13 protein-coding genes are annotated in these 14,975 nt (G+C 46.9%); 9 read left to right on the top strand and 4 right to left on the bottom strand.

All coding sequences use genetic code 11. The features are described from left to right. The first annotated feature begins 139 nt into the window (after nucleotides 1-139). Nucleotides 140-1,336, top strand: coding sequence for a DUF547 domain-containing protein (locus KD147_RS12830; RefSeq protein WP_212548122.1), 1,197 nt, complete (start codon nucleotides 140-142; stop codon nucleotides 1,334-1,336). Nucleotides 1,337-1,476: 140 nt separating this feature from the next. Beyond that, complete coding sequence (locus tag KD147_RS12825) at nucleotides 1,477-3,267, top strand: putative 2OG-Fe(II) oxygenase (protein WP_212548121.1); 1,791 nt, start codon at nucleotides 1,477-1,479, stop codon at nucleotides 3,265-3,267. Here the strand turns inward: KD147_RS12825 and KD147_RS12820 are convergent. From KD147_RS12820 to KD147_RS12810, 3 genes are all read right to left on the bottom strand, one after another. Then, nucleotides 3,251-4,906, bottom strand: a complete 1,656-nt coding sequence (locus KD147_RS12820; protein WP_212548120.1) for a tetratricopeptide repeat-containing sulfotransferase family protein — start codon at nucleotides 4,904-4,906, stop codon at nucleotides 3,251-3,253. The genes KD147_RS12825 and KD147_RS12820 overlap by 17 nt on opposite strands. Nucleotides 4,907-4,973: 67 nt before the next feature. Further along, a complete protein-coding gene (locus KD147_RS12815) occupies nucleotides 4,974-7,826 on the bottom strand; it encodes a TonB-dependent receptor domain-containing protein (RefSeq protein WP_212548119.1) in 2,853 nt (950 codons plus the stop codon). A gap of 256 nt (nucleotides 7,827-8,082) precedes the next feature. Continuing rightward, nucleotides 8,083-8,268 (bottom strand): hypothetical protein, encoded by a 186-nt coding sequence (locus tag KD147_RS12810; RefSeq protein ID WP_212548118.1) that lies wholly within the window; start codon nucleotides 8,266-8,268, stop codon nucleotides 8,083-8,085. Between the two features lie 696 nt (nucleotides 8,269-8,964). Here KD147_RS12810 and KD147_RS12805 point away from each other — a divergent pair. From KD147_RS12805 to rsmS, 7 genes are all read left to right on the top strand, one after another. Further along, on the top strand, nucleotides 8,965-9,117 hold the full coding sequence (locus tag KD147_RS12805) for a hypothetical protein (RefSeq protein ID WP_212548117.1): 153 nt from the start codon (nucleotides 8,965-8,967) through the stop codon (nucleotides 9,115-9,117). Between the two features lie 58 nt (nucleotides 9,118-9,175). Next, nucleotides 9,176-11,245 carry an ATP-dependent DNA helicase DinG gene (dinG, locus tag KD147_RS12800; RefSeq protein WP_212548116.1) on the top strand — a complete coding sequence of 690 codons (2,070 nt, stop codon included), beginning with the start codon at nucleotides 9,176-9,178 and terminating at the stop codon, nucleotides 11,243-11,245. A gap of 2 nt (nucleotides 11,246-11,247) precedes the next feature. Then, nucleotides 11,248-12,024, top strand: coding sequence for a TSUP family transporter (locus tag KD147_RS12795; protein ID WP_105255141.1), 777 nt, complete (start codon nucleotides 11,248-11,250; stop codon nucleotides 12,022-12,024). Beyond that, a complete protein-coding gene (locus KD147_RS12790; protein WP_105255140.1) occupies nucleotides 12,024-12,632 on the top strand; it encodes a primosomal replication protein in 609 nt (202 codons plus the stop codon). Before KD147_RS12795 ends, KD147_RS12790 begins: the two co-directional genes overlap by 1 nt. Next, entirely contained in the window at nucleotides 12,629-13,534 is a 906-nt protein-coding gene (locus tag KD147_RS12785) for a histone deacetylase family protein (protein ID WP_105255139.1), read from the top strand. The genes KD147_RS12790 and KD147_RS12785 overlap by 4 nt, the downstream gene beginning before the upstream one ends. 88 nt (nucleotides 13,535-13,622) lie before the next feature. Further along, a complete protein-coding gene (locus KD147_RS12780; protein ID WP_105255138.1) occupies nucleotides 13,623-13,913 on the top strand; it encodes a late competence development ComFB family protein in 291 nt (96 codons plus the stop codon). Next, the gene (gene rsmS, locus KD147_RS12775; protein ID WP_105255137.1) at nucleotides 13,885-14,049 is read left to right on the top strand and encodes a pleiotropic regulatory protein RsmS; all 165 of its coding nucleotides are present in this window, start codon (nucleotides 13,885-13,887) and stop codon (nucleotides 14,047-14,049) included. Before KD147_RS12780 ends, rsmS begins: the two co-directional genes overlap by 29 nt. Nucleotides 14,050-14,089: 40 nt before the next feature. Here the strand turns inward: rsmS and KD147_RS12770 are convergent, their stop codons facing one another. Then, the gene (locus tag KD147_RS12770; RefSeq protein WP_105255136.1) at nucleotides 14,090-14,854 is read right to left on the bottom strand and encodes a class II glutamine amidotransferase; all 765 of its coding nucleotides are present in this window, start codon (nucleotides 14,852-14,854) and stop codon (nucleotides 14,090-14,092) included. Nucleotides 14,855-14,975 lie beyond the last annotated feature (121 nt).

The raw sequence follows: 14,975 nt of genomic DNA, 5'->3' as shown, positions 1-14,975 counted from the left end.
GTATTAAATTGCGTTAGCAAAATAATTCCAAGACATTGGTATCACTGACTAAAGTCTTACCCGAAGTAGGTGTTTCCCATGGATTGGTATATTAAACATTCAACAGGTACATATAAAAATAAGTAAGAAGGGATCTCCTATGAAAAAATCACTCGTATACTTGTTAGTTGTAGGTTCGTTGTTAGGCGCTGGCTTTGCGCAGGCCGACGAAAAGGAATTGCCTGAAGTGTTTCAAGGCTTCACTTGGAACTCTCAAATTACCATTTCCTATGATGACTTAGACGCTTTACTCGATGCGACTGTATTAGATGTAGGCATGTCAGATAGAAGCAGTGCTAAAAGCAGCAGCACAATTGGAACGCGAATGCGCTCTAGTAAAAATAGTGATACAGCGTTCGAAGCAAACCGCTTTATATTTGAAGAGCTCAAAAAATCTACCGTTAAAGATGCTTTTCATGACATTCGTGTAAGCCTAGAGCAAGTACCCTCAGAAATTGCCATGAGCGAGCTTAAAACTCAGGAGCAACTCGCCTATTGGCTGAACCTTTATAACATCGCTCTTCTTGAGACACTCATAAGCGAATATCCCATTCACGATATGGAAGATGAGCTTACTGGAACAGACTCTATTTTAGATAGAAAGTTTCTCAATGTAGCGGGCCATTCGCTATCTCTAAATGATATCCAACACAATATCGTGTATAAGAAGTTTGGCGATAAGCCCATAGTCATGTACGGGTTTTACCAAGGTAATATTGGTAGCCCGAGTCTGAACCCTGAGCCTTATACGGGTGATAGGGTGTATCACCAATTGGAGCACCGTGCCGAAGAATTTATTAACTCAAATCGCGGCGTCGTCCCTGCAAAGAAAAATACGCTCGAAGTGTCACGCTTCTACGAACAATCTAAAGCTCTGTTTGCTAACTTTGATAATGACCTTAAGAAGCATTTAAGCGTTTTTGCAAACGCTGATATCAGGTCTGATGTAAAACAAGCTAAGCGTATTAATACGGATATTGAAAATTGGAGCATTACTGATATTTACGGTACAGCCCGCACATATGGGGCAGGCGCAGCAACAAACAATGCAGCCATGCTCGATTCTGTTGTGAGTAATTCAAGTAAACCAATTGGTGGTGAGGGCTCAGGCAGTGGTATCGGCGCAACAAACTTGAGCGCACTGTCAGACCAAATTGCTAGCCGTACCGTTAATTTCGGTCGCTTCACACCAGAGCAATTGGAGTTAGTTCAAAAACTTAATATGGCGAGAAAAGAAAACTTAGGAACTGTCGAAATTAGTGATTTACCAACAAAGTCTGACGAGTCTAAGAATTAAATCTTGTCAAATCGTAAACTATGGCTGGTGAAACAACACCAGCCTTCAATTCAAAAGTAAATAGCCTGTTACAATTATTTAATTGTTGATATTGAAAGTGGTATCATGAAAACATGATATTCTGATAAAGTATTTTCATTGTGACGGCGTCTACACTCCAAACATTATTTCAGCATCGTCAGTATGCTAAGTGTCTTGACTATATCTCGCGTAATGTGCACACCCCTAAGCCGGTTGGAACTTGGCTTATCCAAGGTCTTTCTCATGCTGCTTTACAGCAAAGAGATAAAGCGGTTGAAATTTTATCATACGCTTTAAATCAATACCCTCGCCACGCGGAGCTAACAGTTCAACTAAGCCAACTGCAGTTACAGAATGAAATGTTCAACGATGCTTTGGCGACGTTAAATCAATTAGAAATTCGCCACCCTCAAGTTAGTTTGCTGAAATCAAAAATTTTAACTGGGTTAAAACGCTGTGCGGATGCGATGGAAAGCCTCAATGATGCGAAAGAAATCGGTCTCGATGCCCTATCCTACCATTCACAATTGGCAAGTATTTATCAACAACAAGCACGTCTTGATCTAGCTATCTGTGAACTAGAAAAATCAATGTCACTTAAAGAAAATGATTTTCACCAGCAGTATCAACATGCTTGCTTATTAAGAGAACTAGGGAGACAAAAACAAGCTCTAAAGGAGTTTCTGTCGCTTTACCCTCAAGGTAAACAACTCCCTGAGTTAAATTTTGTCATTGGCTGTACACACTATGACTTGGGCAACTATAAACAAACCGAAGAGTATCTTGAGCGTTGCCTTGCCCTGGCTCCTTACTATGTACCAGCACATGAATGTTTAGGTAAATTACGCTGGCAACAAGGGCGAAAGAATGAATTCCTCAATAGTTTTGATCGCACTAGACATGCCCACCCTCCGCATCCTGTATTAGAACGCTCGCGAATTGCTCAACTACTAGTGACGGGGCAATATGAACAAGCATTGGATTCAGCAAATTGGGCTCGACGTCATTTTTCAGAAGATGCTCAATTCATTCACCTAACAGGCGTTATTAACAAGCGCGTTGGACACGACGAGCAAAGTATTGCGCTGCTGCGACAAGCAGCGACGCTAGAGCCTAATAATCCAAGATTCCAAATTGATATTGCTAATCATGAGATTAAATGCCATGAGTATCAATCTGCTCAAGAGCGTTTAGCACCTTTGCTCAAGTATTTTCCGGACAATCAGGAGCTCTGGGCCTACTTAGGGATTTGTTGGCGCTTGAGAGGCGATGAACGACATTTATGGCTCAATAATTATCAAAAGTACATACAAACTTTCGAATTACCTGTCCCCTCCAATTTTGATAATCGAGAGCACTTTGTAGACGCATTGAAAAAAACAATAGGTCACTATCACAGTCCAGGGCAAGAACAGCCTTTGGATCAAAGTGTACAGGGTGGTAGCCAAAGCGAAGGGCATTTGTTGTTTTTACAAAACCCAATTATTCAAGCATATCGAACTTCTCTAGAGCAAGTAATAAAGGAGTACTTAGCAAGCTTGCCTATCGATTCAAGTCATCCACTATGCCGTCACAATACAGGACGCTTTAAGATCGCTGGGAGTTGGTCTGTCAAGCTTGCGAACAAAGGATTCCATACCAATCACATCCATTCTCAGGGGTGGCTTTCAGGGCCCACTTATTTGAGTGTCCCTTCTACGATTCATCAGGGTGACCCGATGCGTCAGGGATGGGTGAAATTCGGTGAAACTTGTTTAGGCCTCGGAGATCGTGAAGAGGTCGCTCTTGCAGTTTGCCCCAAACCGGGGCAAATCGTGTTATTTCCGAGCTACATCTGGCACGGAACTTATCCGTTTACAGCTGAGAGTCCACGAATGACTTTACCGTGCGATATTAGTCCTCTTGGTTAAATCGAGCACAGAACTCCGGATACATTGAACTAGCACGAATCGCTTCTATGTATTGCTGGCATCGCCCTGAAGAAGTTTTATAAAGGGGCTTTCTCACTTGCCACACGCTTGCTGTTTTTACAGAGTTACGGCGAGTATGAAAGTTTAATATCTCGCCATTCCAGTCAATTTCTAAAAACGAAAGTAGCTCTCTCGCTACCTTTATTGGCTCGCTAACGAACTGATCGTAATCTAAAGTGAAAATTGATTCAGGATATAGGCCCTGCCAATGAAGCTTCAGTCGCTGCATTTGGTCATGATAATGCAACGTATCATCCAAGCTAGTGGCATAGCTCATGCCCGGCCCCAGGTATTGAAAATATGCTGACAATGCATTGTCGAGAGGAGCTCGCTGGGTCCATATAAATTTAGCTTTTGGAAATACCTGTTTGATCAAGCCCACATAGCGGTAATTTTCCGGTCTTTTATCAGTAAGTATTTCGGCTTCAGGAAAAGCGGTACTCACTTCTCGTAAGTAGGCATCCCTGATCTTTTTTAAACGGTCAGAAGTTAGCCCCTTGGTGTACTCAGGGAAATAGTTCGGCTTTTGTGTTAGTACGCGATGTAAATGTTCAATTTCACCACCATTAGATATCTCGGGTAACACACCTAAAACCTGCTCTGCAAGCGTAGAGCCTGAGCGGAACATGCCACAAATAAAGATTAACTCTGGTCCATTTGCATCGCCGCTAGGTTGATTGAAAACCTGAGGATAGGATTCAATAATACTGTCTACAAACTTCTCATGCTCTTCTCTGTGATAACGCTTTTGATTGTTTCGATTTAACCTATTAGCTTCAACATATGCTCCCCACGCTTGATTGTAATTTTTACAATCATTGAGCATCTTTCCTAAGCCATAAAGTAAAAAACAACGATCTGAAGATGATGCGCGTGGATTGTTAATACCCCGGCGAGTTGCTCGTATATCTGGGTCATACTCATCTGTGAAGGTTTTTAAATCCGCTAACCGCGCTAGCGCTGAGAAATAATGAGGGTCACTTTGATAGGCATTCAAAAACGCTTTTCTCGCTTTTGGACCATTTGCTTGCTGTTCTTCAAGATTACCCAAGTTGTACCATGCATCGCTGAAATTCGGTTCTAGTTCAACGGCTTTTTCCAAATATTGCCGTGCCAAATTCTCATTCGCTAGATAGTCACTCTGGATCACTGCCATATTCAAATAAACTTGATGAGCATCACTGACATTCGCATCTAAAGCTGCTTGGTAGAAACTGAGCGCTTGTTCGTACTTGCCAGCTTGTTTCATATAATATGCGGCGTTAAACCACAGATCCGCTGGTGCTCTATGTAGGCGTGCGGCCCTTTCGTAGCAAAGCGCAGCTAATTCAGTTTCCCGTTTATGCAAGTGAATTTTCACTCTTAAATCGACAGCATCCATTGCATCGGGCTGCTGCTGCAACCACATATCCAAATATTTGATAAGTGCTACTTCATCTTTATTCGCCATAGCTTCTCTGACGAAAGTGGGTGCTACGATGCGAACATGTCCCTTTTCAGCAAGACCATCTGCTAAGTGTTGAGCTGTTTGCCAGTCGTGTTCTTTCAATAACCTTTGAATTTCTTCTGTACTTGGCATATCCACCCTTATATTCAAGCCATAAAAAAAGCGAGCCGAAGCTCGCTTTATTCTACTCTAAATAATCTTAGAATTTGAACGTAACGTTAGCGTGGAAGTAACGACCAAGTGTGTCGTAGAAACCGGCTACCGCGTTAGCGTTAGTAGAGATAGCACCGCCAACTAGTGGTGGCTCTTTATCTAGGATGTTGTTCACACCGATTAGCACTGACGTGTAATCGTTGATAGTGAACTTACCTTTAAGATCCAAGTAGCTTTGAGAACTGATACCAGTTGTAGCAACTGGGCCTTCATTCTTCTCACCTACTGAACCGTAGTAACGCCATTTAAGAGTCGCACGCCAGAAGCTACCAGTGTCGTAGTTCATAGTCATAACATGACGCCACTCAGGTTGTGCGAAACAGCCGTTCTCTAGAGTATCAATACAATCGTACGGGTCAGAAACACCTGGAATATCAGTTGTTTCTTTAGTGAGCATATACGTACCGATGAAGTTTGTAGACAGTGAACCACCCAATACATCTACATCGTAGTTAGCACTTACGTCAACACCTTCCCAGTGTAATTGACCTAAGTTGATGTCTGTTGCAGTTACGCGACCAGTACCAACCCAAAGGCTACCATTACCAGGTGTACGATTTACTAGGTCACAGAATTCAGCACGGCCAGTCGTTGCACACTGACGAACGATAACTTCTGGATCAATGTTACCGATAGCTTGCTCAAGCTCAATGTCCCAGTAATCCACAGAGAAGTTGAAACCTTCAAACGGGTTAGCAACAACACCAAGAGTCATTGTATCCGCGATTTCTGGGCTCAGATTTGGGTTACCACCGTATAGTGCATTGTACTGGTCAGCAGGGCTCGCGCCGATGTTGCCGTATTGTGAGCTAGATACACCCGTGTTAGCACACGCTGAAGCTGAAAGTTCAGGTGATGCAGTCGCACACGGATCGATACCACCCCATAAGCCTTCGCTTTGTGCAGCAAATAGTTCACCGTTGTTCGCAGCACGAACCGCACGGTTGAAGCTTGTACGTAGTTTCCAATCAGAAGTCACGTTCCAGTCAAGAGCTGCTTTATAAGTAGGTTCTGAACCTGAAGTGCTGTAATCAGACCAACGGTAGCCTAGGTCAAGAGTCATGCTCTCAGCAAAAGCAACGTCTTCAACCAGTGGGACACTGATCTCTGTGTATAGTTCAGTTACGTCATACTCACCGTTAAGGCTCTTAGTTGGACCACCTTGACCAAGTAGAAGACCCTGAGCATAAACTTCATCCGCTGTGCGGCTGAATGTTTCTTCACGATATTCAGCACCGAATACAGCTGCTAGTGGGAAGTCAGAAGAAGGTAGACCAAAGCCCAAGTCACCAGTTACGAAACCACCGATGATGAACTGCTCAGTGATACCTGTAAGGATTGCTGTACCAGTAAGTTGTGAGGCTGCTTCAGCAGTTACACCGCCTGGAGTAAATACTTCGTAAGGGATACAACCGTCTGTATCAGCACAGCTTTCGCCATTTGCAGAAAGTGCTGTTGTGATACGAGGACCGAAGAAGTCATTGATGTAAGCATCAGATGAAGAAGTTGAGCCATACTGCATCCACGCATCGTAAGTCCACGAGTCAGTCAGCTCGCCTTCTGTACCAAGAACCATACGGAATGAGCTATGCTCAAGGTTCGCAGCACGAGGGCCACCTTCAACGTTACGCTTACCAACGTATGCACCGATGCTGTCATCCATAGTGATGCCAAACTCGTCCATAAACTGTTGACGCTGTGCATCAGAGAATAGGTCGCTTGTTAGCGGAAGGATGTACATTTGGTCGAAGAACGTACCAGACTCAGCGATCTGACCAGTTGTACGGTCACGCATGTACATTGCTTCTGCATAAGGACGGAAGTGATCGTTGATTTCATAATCCGCGAAGAAACCGAAAGTATGACGTTCATCTGGACGCATGAAGTGGTTAATAGGCGCATAGTTATAGATGTTAGAACCATCGTAATCAGCGAAAGAACCATCTTGCTGAAGTGACCAGAATACTTCTTGCTCGTAATCGTAACCTTCAGCACCGATAGGCGCGATGAAGAAGTTAGGAACAATAGCGTTTGCAGAACCACCACATGAAGTACCAGCACCGTTTAGAGCACAACCTGAGTAGTCACGCGCTTCTTGACGAAGTTCATTTTGACGGTTGTAAGTTACATAACCTACAGCGTGGCCTTTACCACCGTCAAAAGAGCCACCGAGTGTTGCACTGAAGTCGAATGATGAACCATCGAAACCAGAATTACCGTCTTCATAGTCAAAACCACGGTCATCCATTAGACCTTGCATGTAACCATTGTCATTATCGTGCTGGAATGCAGTCACGCCAAGGTCTACTTCAAAGCCTTCGAATTTGTCGTCCATTACAAAGTTTACAACACCAGCTACCGCGTCAGCACCGTAAGTAGATGAGCCACCACCTGTTAGTACTTCAACACGTTGAACTAGTGCCGCTGGGATTTGGTTAATATCAGCAGATTGAGTGTAGATACCACCAGCTTGAACACGACGACCATTTACAAGAACAAGTGTACGCTGTGAACCCATACCACGAAGGTCAAGGGTTGCTGTACCAGTTGCACCGTTAGACTGGAATGCAGTATTTGATGCTTCAATTTGTGGCAAGCTGTTCATCATGTCTTCAACGCGAGTGAAACCCGCTACTTCGATGTCAGCTTGAGTAGTGATTTGTACTGGGCTTGCAGTTTCAAGGTCGGTACGCTTGATACGTGAGCCAGTAACTTCGATACGTTCTACTTCATCAGCACCTTCTTCAGCAGCCAAAGCATTTGCTGAAATACCTGCAGTTGAAGCAGCACCAAAAGCTAGTGCCAAGCGCACTGATTTTGCAATTTTGCTGTTTAACATTGGATTCTCCCTGGGTCACATCTAAGGTGTGACTAATTATTTTTTGTCGTGAACAACTAATCATGAAATGTAAAAATATACACTCACTAGTAAGATAGTAAACAATTTCAGAAATATTGGTCAACAGTAAATTAACAATGAAAACACAAAAAACTACACTCAAGAAACAAAGTTGTGTCTTAAATATCTATTTTCCCTATAGAAAACAATACAATGAAATACAACTGAGCCAATATAACCACAGGCAAATAATTTGTTACAAAAGCCGGAATTGCTTACCTAGTTGGCCGTAATCAATGGTCATACCAATGCCCTGAAGATCATCGATAATAGGTTTCAATTGCTTTTCCAGATAATGTTCTAGCTCCAACGCGTGAGTAGTGGGTAGCAACTTAGGCCCCGACAAGGTGATCACATAGTGAACCCAGACGCCCTTACTCAAACCCTAATCAGATTCCCGCGCCGCGCGCACATGACGAGGGGTAGCTTATGTATACCGATCAGTGTCTTTGCCAAAGCGCTAGCTCTAAGTAAGCAGCGCCACATCAGAGCAATTATGCAGTTTATCTGTATAGTCATTGACCACCTGTTGAACGTCTTCACTTGTAAATAAGGCGCTAAAAAAATGTCGATAAAAATCCCGTACAAACTGGGTCCAATCACTCCGTACCGACTCCACCCCCTTAAACACAAGGCGATAACCATCTTGTACTAACAAACCTGTCGCGCCATTTTTGGTCAATTTGTTCCACTAAGTCCTATGCAACGGGATGACTTTGCACTTCATCAAACTTGCTCGAGAACGCCACGAAGGTGGAATCCGTGTCACCATAATTACACTCTCGCCCAACCCTTCAACCAGCCTTTGATGGTTTGCATAATTTCACGGCCGTGCAAGGCCATGGAGCTTGATAAACTGGGTTCATAAAAGCGACGCCCCTTTGACCCGAGTACCCACAGAGGGTATTCATAATGATTTTGCTCGCCTGCTGCAAATGATGGTCATCTTCGTTTTTAGCCCGTTGACAAGCCTCGGCCAAACTCACCACTAAGTCTGGTAAGTGATGCTTAGAGCGAGAACGCTGACGATTGAAGCCAGATAAAATAACAAACCCCATCACGACGCTATTGCGTTTGCATGGAAAGAATAAAGCCGGCGGTTGCAGGAGCGCAGGTAGACAAGGAAAATATCACTCACACTATATTAAGTGCGCTCAGTTACACCAAGCGGCGCCAGAATTACAGCACGCAAATCCCCTTTACCATAGCCGAGTCGGTGACTAACTCTTGAGTCTTTACCCTACTCCCCCTAGAATATCAGCACTGTAAATATATACATAAGTCAAATCATGCTCTCCGATCCGCTTAAAAAGACCATACGTACCGCTCATCAGCGGATCGCCGCCAGCCTTGAAGATTATCGGCCCAGGCCAAGTCAGAATTACCTGGTGGCGGAAATAGCCAAAACCCTGGCCGGGGAGTATGACAAAAAGCAACGCATCTGTGTTATCGAGGCGGGCACGGGTACGGGTAAATCCCTGGCCTATTGCCTTGGCGCCCTGCCCATTGCCTTAAAAGCCAATAAAAAACTGGTCATTTCCACGGCCACGGTCGCCCTGCAGGAGCAACTGCTATATAAAGAGCTGCCTTTTTTTGCCGAGCACAGCGGCTTAACCTTTAGCTATGACTTGGTCAAGGGACGCGGCCGCTATATCTGCGCCCATAAGCTGGAAAATGCCGTCAATGGCGACGATCAGCAAATGGCACTGATGCCGACGTTGAGCTCGCCGCTCAGTGAGATGGAGCAAAAGTGCCTGAAGCAATTACACCAGGCCTATAGCAATAAGCAGTGGCAGGGAGACAGAGACTCTTGGGCCGATGTGATCCCGGATAGGGTGTGGGGCCTGATCAGCGGCGATAAGCATTCCTGCCAACGACAAATGAAGGCGCACCAAACCTGCCCCTTTCACCTGGCACGCAACAAAATTGCGCAAATGGACGTGCTGGTTGCCAACCACAGCCTGTTGTTGGCCGACCTTGAGCTCGGTGGCGGGGTCATTTTACCCGAGCCGGAAAACTGTATTTACGTTATCGACGAGGCCCATCACCTGGCCCATATCACTCGGGACTTTTCCTCCGCCGCGGCCACCATCAAGGGCACCCAGGATTGGCTTGAGAAGTTACTTAAATTCAGCGGCAAAATGGCGCAAACCATTTTCAGTGCCAGCGCTGCGGGCAGCCAATTTAAACTTAACGATGCCGTCGACGATATCGGCCGTGGCCATAAAGCCGTGCTGACCATGCTTGATAGCGCCGCCTATGAATACAACGAAGACCAGACCTATCGCTTTGCCCATGGCCGTTTGCCCGAACAACTGACACAGCAGGCGCAAGACATAGGCGAGGCCGTAAAAACGGCGCTGCGAACCCTAAATAAAATGCACGAGGCGCTGAGCAGCGATGTTAACGATGGCGATGTTAAGGGCTTTATCGCCGAACCCATGCTTGCCGAGAGCGGCCAATACATTGCCCGCTTAGAAACCTTGCACAAGCTCTGGTCGAGCTACAGCAAGCACAGTGAAAGCGTGCCCCATGCCCGCTGGATAAAGCGCATGGAGTATAAAAATCACCATGATTACCTGCTCAGCGACTGTCCCATCGAGGTGGGTTTTTATCTTAAAGACAAGTTATGGCGCGAATGCGCCGGCGCGGTGCTCTGTTCGGCCACACTCACGGCCTTGGGCTCCTTTGAACATTTCGCCCATGAAAGCGGCCTGCTTGGCGAGGCCGGCGTTAAATTTATCAAGGTGCCCTCGCCGTTCGACTACCCGCAGCAAGCCCTGCTGCATATCCCAAAAACCGAATGTGAACCCACAGACAAAGCCTTTAGTGATTATCTGGTCAAAGCCTTGCCCCAGAGTTTAGAAAAAAAGCGGGCTAACCTGGTGCTTTTCGCCTCTTACTGGCAAATGCAGCATGTCGCCGAACGTCTTCGAAAACAGGGTTGGGACATACTGGTACAAGGTGAAATATCCCGAGATGCCCTAGTGCGCCGCCATAAAAAGCGCATCGATGACGGTCAGGGCAGCGTGTTGTTCGGTACGCAAAGTCTATCGGAAGGTCTTGATTTACCGGGTGATTACCTGACTAATCTGGTGATCACCAAGATCCCTTTTGCGGTGCCTACCTCACCCATTGAAGAAGCTCAGGCCGAGTTTGTACAAAGCAAGGGAGGCAACCCGTTTTTATCCATTACGGTGCCCGATGCGGCAAAGAAATTAGTACAAAGCTGTGGTAGACTGCTGCGCAAAGAACGCGATAGCGGTCGCATTACTATCTACGACAGACGCTTAGTCAGTAAACGTTATGGTAAGGCGATGCTTGATACGTTACCGCCATTTAAAAGACAAATTGACTGATCATGTTTGAATTAGCGATCGACCCCTCAACCTGGGCCATACTGTGTGCCGTGGCATTGGCTGCCGGTTTTATTGATGCCATTGCCGGCGGTGGCGGCATGCTCACTGTTCCAGCGCTGTTAACCGCAGGACTGCCGCCCCATCTGACTCTGGGGACTAATAAGTTAGCCGCCAGCTTTGGCTCACTGACCGCCAGTATTACCTATTATCGTAAGCGCCTGTTCGACCCGGCATTTTGGGCCGGTTCAATTGTCGCCACCGCCATAGGTGCGGCCATAGGCACCTTGATCGTCGATAGTCTCAGCATAGAGTTTTTGAATAAACTCATCCCCGTGGTGATCATTCTGGTGGCCATTTATTCCTTATTCGGCAAGCTTAGTCCCGAACAAAGCGATCAATTACCCGTGCTCACCCCTTTGCTGCGTGTTAAGCAATGGCTACAAGGCCTCGCGTTGGGCTTTTTCGACGGTATCGCCGGCCCGGGCACCGGCACTTTTTGGACCGCCAGCAACAGTGTTTTGTACAAGATGAATTTATTGTTGAACTGCGGCCTGGCCCGGTCCATGAATTTTGTCAGCAATTTTATTTCTCTTATCACCTTTGTCGCCTTGGGCCATGTGAACTTTATTCTCGGCATTACCATGGGGATGTTTTTAATGTTCGGCGCCTGGCTGGGTGCCCACTCGGCCATTCGCTTTGGCTCTAAGGTGATCCGCCCGGTATTTAACACCGTGGTGATTGTGCTAGCACTAAAGCTTGTGTACGAGGCCTATCTGTAATGACCCGCGGCGATGCTCTGACTCGATTAAAACACACGGTTCAGCGCCTGCGTGCTGATGCCGAACAATTCGATAAGGCTAAATGGTTTGCCAAAAATCGCTATATGCAGGCCCAACATACCTTGTTTGAACGCTCTGTATTCAACACCAGAAGCATGCAGTTAGTCGACTATGTAGATGAAGTTGAACAACAGTTAGAGCGGCTAAGCCACAGCCAATTCCAAGGAGCACGCCATCAATACGCCTTTGCCCTCACCCAGCTCAGCGAGCAGATAGAAGCCATAGTCAAAGTATTGAAGGCGACGCCGGTGTGGGAAAAGGAAAACACGCCCAGCGCCCGAGCGAGGAAGTACCAAAAGGCGGTGCAACAGATCATTCAACCTACCAATGAGCTCTACCAGGAGCTGGCCAAAAACCATGAGTTTGAACGCCGCCTAGAGCAGATGATCAACGAGCGCCAACAGCAATTGCATCTCGCCAAAGGTGAGCAGGCGACGCTATTAAATAAAGAGATACTGGCGTTGCATGCGCGCTTGGGACGCTGTCGCAAGGCTATTGGTGCCTGCGAAGAGCGCATTCAATACGCGGAAAAACAGCAGCAGCGATGAACCTCTTTTATCACCCCCTGTATTCGGCACTGCCCTTACCGGCGCACCACCGCTTTCCCATTGATAAGTATCGACTGTTACATGAACGCCTAATGCTGCATCCTGAGCTGAGCAAAGCGGCTCGGCTGCGCTGTGCCGAGCCTATCTCGCAGCAACAACTGGCCCTAGCACACACCCCCGAGTATATAGCCGACTTTATTGACGGCACCCTGCCCGCCAGCGCCCAAAAGCGCATCGGTTTTCCCCATAGTGATACCCTGGTGGCACGCACCTTACAGTCTGTCGGCAACTCTCTTGGTGCCGCCTATTGTGCATTAGAGCATGGCCTCGCCATAAACCTGGCCGGCGGCTACCATCATGCCTTTGCCGGCCATGGCAGTGGTTACTGTATCTTCAATGACTTGGCCATTGCCGCGCGAGAGCTCATACATCAAGGGCGGGTTGATACCGTGCTACTGCTCGATTTGGATGTCCACCAAGGCGACGGCAGTGCCAGTATACTTGACGAAGATGAGAACATTATCACCCTCTCTTTGCATGGCGAGCAGAACTTTCCGCGCTTAAAACAGCGCTCGGATTATGATTTCCCGCTGCCAACGGGCTGCGATGATGGCCTCTACCTGGAAACCCTGGAAACGGCGCTGAATCTGGTACTGCGCCTGCATCAGCCAGATATCATCTTGTATAACGCCGGTGCCGATGTGGTGGCCGAGGACGAACTGGGCACCCTGTCCTTATCCCTTGAAGCGGTTCGCCAACGCGATACCCAAGTGATGACCATGGCGAAGGAAAAAAACATCCCATTATGCTGTGCACTCGGCGGCGGTTACCAACGCAATCTGGAGCAGGTGGTGGACGTGCATTGGCAGTTGCTGCTAAGTGCCTACTATAGCTACAAATAAGGCCCCGTGATACTACCAGTATTTGCTGGACAGCGCTCCTAGGTGCGCTATGATAATTGGATATCAATTAGGTTAGGGCATAGAATTCATGAAGTTACATGACGATGTTCATAATTATTATGAAAAGCTCGTAGTTGAAGAAATGGCGCAGCAACAGCTGCAACAACAGTATGATGAAGACACCCTGGCCGACCTCAGCTGCACCGTACTAAATCAACTGCCATCGCGCTATATCCGCTCCGATGTCGACATGTTGTTTTATCTTTCCTCAGAGGAAGCCGCGCACATGCGGCTGCAGGTGCAGGCTGCGATCCAAGTAGCCCGCGGGTTAATAGCAAAACGAGGTACCCATGGAGAATTCAGACAAGTCCCTAGATGATGCCCCGGATGAGGTTAAACTGGCGGTGGATTTGATCATGTTGCTGGAGCAACATAACATAGACCCGCAATTGGCCTTAAGCGCCCTAGCAATCGTTAAACGCGATCTTGAGCAGCGCATTTCAGAGCAGGCCTAAAAACAGTAACTACTGGCGCCTAATTAGGCGCCGAGCCTAACTAAATCTTTTCCCCTAACTTAAACAGAGCAAATTCTCCCGCTTCCATCTTATGCCAGCGCTCGTCATTGGTAAGCGGTCGCGTGGCTATCACGGTAACTATGTCGTTGGGCGTCGTTTCTTCTTGAAAATTCACCACCAGATCGGTGTCGATCAGGGTCGCCTTGCCAAAGGGAGCGCGGCGGGTGATCCAATGCAGATTATTGGTGCAATACGCCAGGACATGAACGCCGTCGGTCAACAACATATTAAACACACCCTTCTCACGTAGATGGTGCGCTAATTTAGCCGCATAGCGAAATACGCTTGCCATATTGGCGGGGCGTTTGGGGTACTTTTCGCGAATTTTATCCAGTAACCAGCAAAACGCCAGCTCACTGTCGGTATTGCCCACCGGCTGATAGAAGCTTGGCTTTAAGTCATTGTAATTAGACAGCTGACCGTTATGCGCGTAAGTGATCTCCCTGCCCCAAAGCTCCCGAGTGAAGGGGTGGGTATTCTCCAAGCAGGTGCGACCCCGATTAGCTTGACGAATGTGGCTGATCACCGACTTACTTTTAATGGGGTACGCACGCACTAATTTGGCGATTTCCGACTCAGCGCTCGGTAAAGGGTCTTTAAACGAGCGACATCCCTTACCCTCATAAAAGGTAATGCCCCACCCATCGGTGTGCGGGCCGGTATTACCGCCGCGCTCTAATAAGCCAGTGAAACTAAAACAAATATCCGTGGGGACGTTGGCCGACATGCCAAGCAATTCGCACACATAAACTCCTAAAAAACCGAGAAATATTAAGCAACAAACTGATTTACAGCCCTATAATTAAACACAGAGCTTGCAACCCCCATAGAGTAACGCTAATCTACTCGGTAGTGGTCAGACCTCT

The sequence above is a fragment of the Pseudoalteromonas sp. BDTF-M6 genome (genome assembly GCF_018334135.1).
Classification (GTDB): Bacteria; Pseudomonadota; Gammaproteobacteria; order Enterobacterales; family Alteromonadaceae; genus Pseudoalteromonas.
Note: the sequence above shows the minus strand (reverse complement) of the source record. Positions and strands in the feature narration are given on the sequence as shown.

Bases quoted from the DNA above. Each gene is read 5' to 3' on its own strand.
- rsmS (WP_105255137.1), top strand. From the start codon at position 13,885: ATGGAGAATTCAGACAAGTCCCTAGATGATGCCCCGGATGAGGTTAAA.
- KD147_RS12795 (WP_105255141.1), top strand. From the start codon at position 11,248: ATGTTTGAATTAGCGATCGACCCCTCAACCTGGGCCATACTGTGTGCC.
- KD147_RS12785 (WP_105255139.1), top strand. From the start codon at position 12,629: ATGAACCTCTTTTATCACCCCCTGTATTCGGCACTGCCCTTACCGGCG.
- KD147_RS12830 (WP_212548122.1), top strand. From the start codon at position 140: ATGAAAAAATCACTCGTATACTTGTTAGTTGTAGGTTCGTTGTTAGGC.
- KD147_RS12815 (WP_212548119.1), bottom strand. From the start codon at position 7,826: ATGTTAAACAGCAAAATTGCAAAATCAGTGCGCTTGGCACTAGCTTTT.
- KD147_RS12790 (WP_105255140.1), top strand. From the start codon at position 12,024: ATGACCCGCGGCGATGCTCTGACTCGATTAAAACACACGGTTCAGCGC.
- KD147_RS12780 (WP_105255138.1), top strand. From the start codon at position 13,623: ATGAAGTTACATGACGATGTTCATAATTATTATGAAAAGCTCGTAGTT.
- KD147_RS12820 (WP_212548120.1), bottom strand. From the start codon at position 4,906: ATGCCAAGTACAGAAGAAATTCAAAGGTTATTGAAAGAACACGACTGG.
- KD147_RS12805 (WP_212548117.1), top strand. From the start codon at position 8,965: ATGGAAAGAATAAAGCCGGCGGTTGCAGGAGCGCAGGTAGACAAGGAA.
- dinG (WP_212548116.1), top strand. From the start codon at position 9,176: ATGCTCTCCGATCCGCTTAAAAAGACCATACGTACCGCTCATCAGCGG.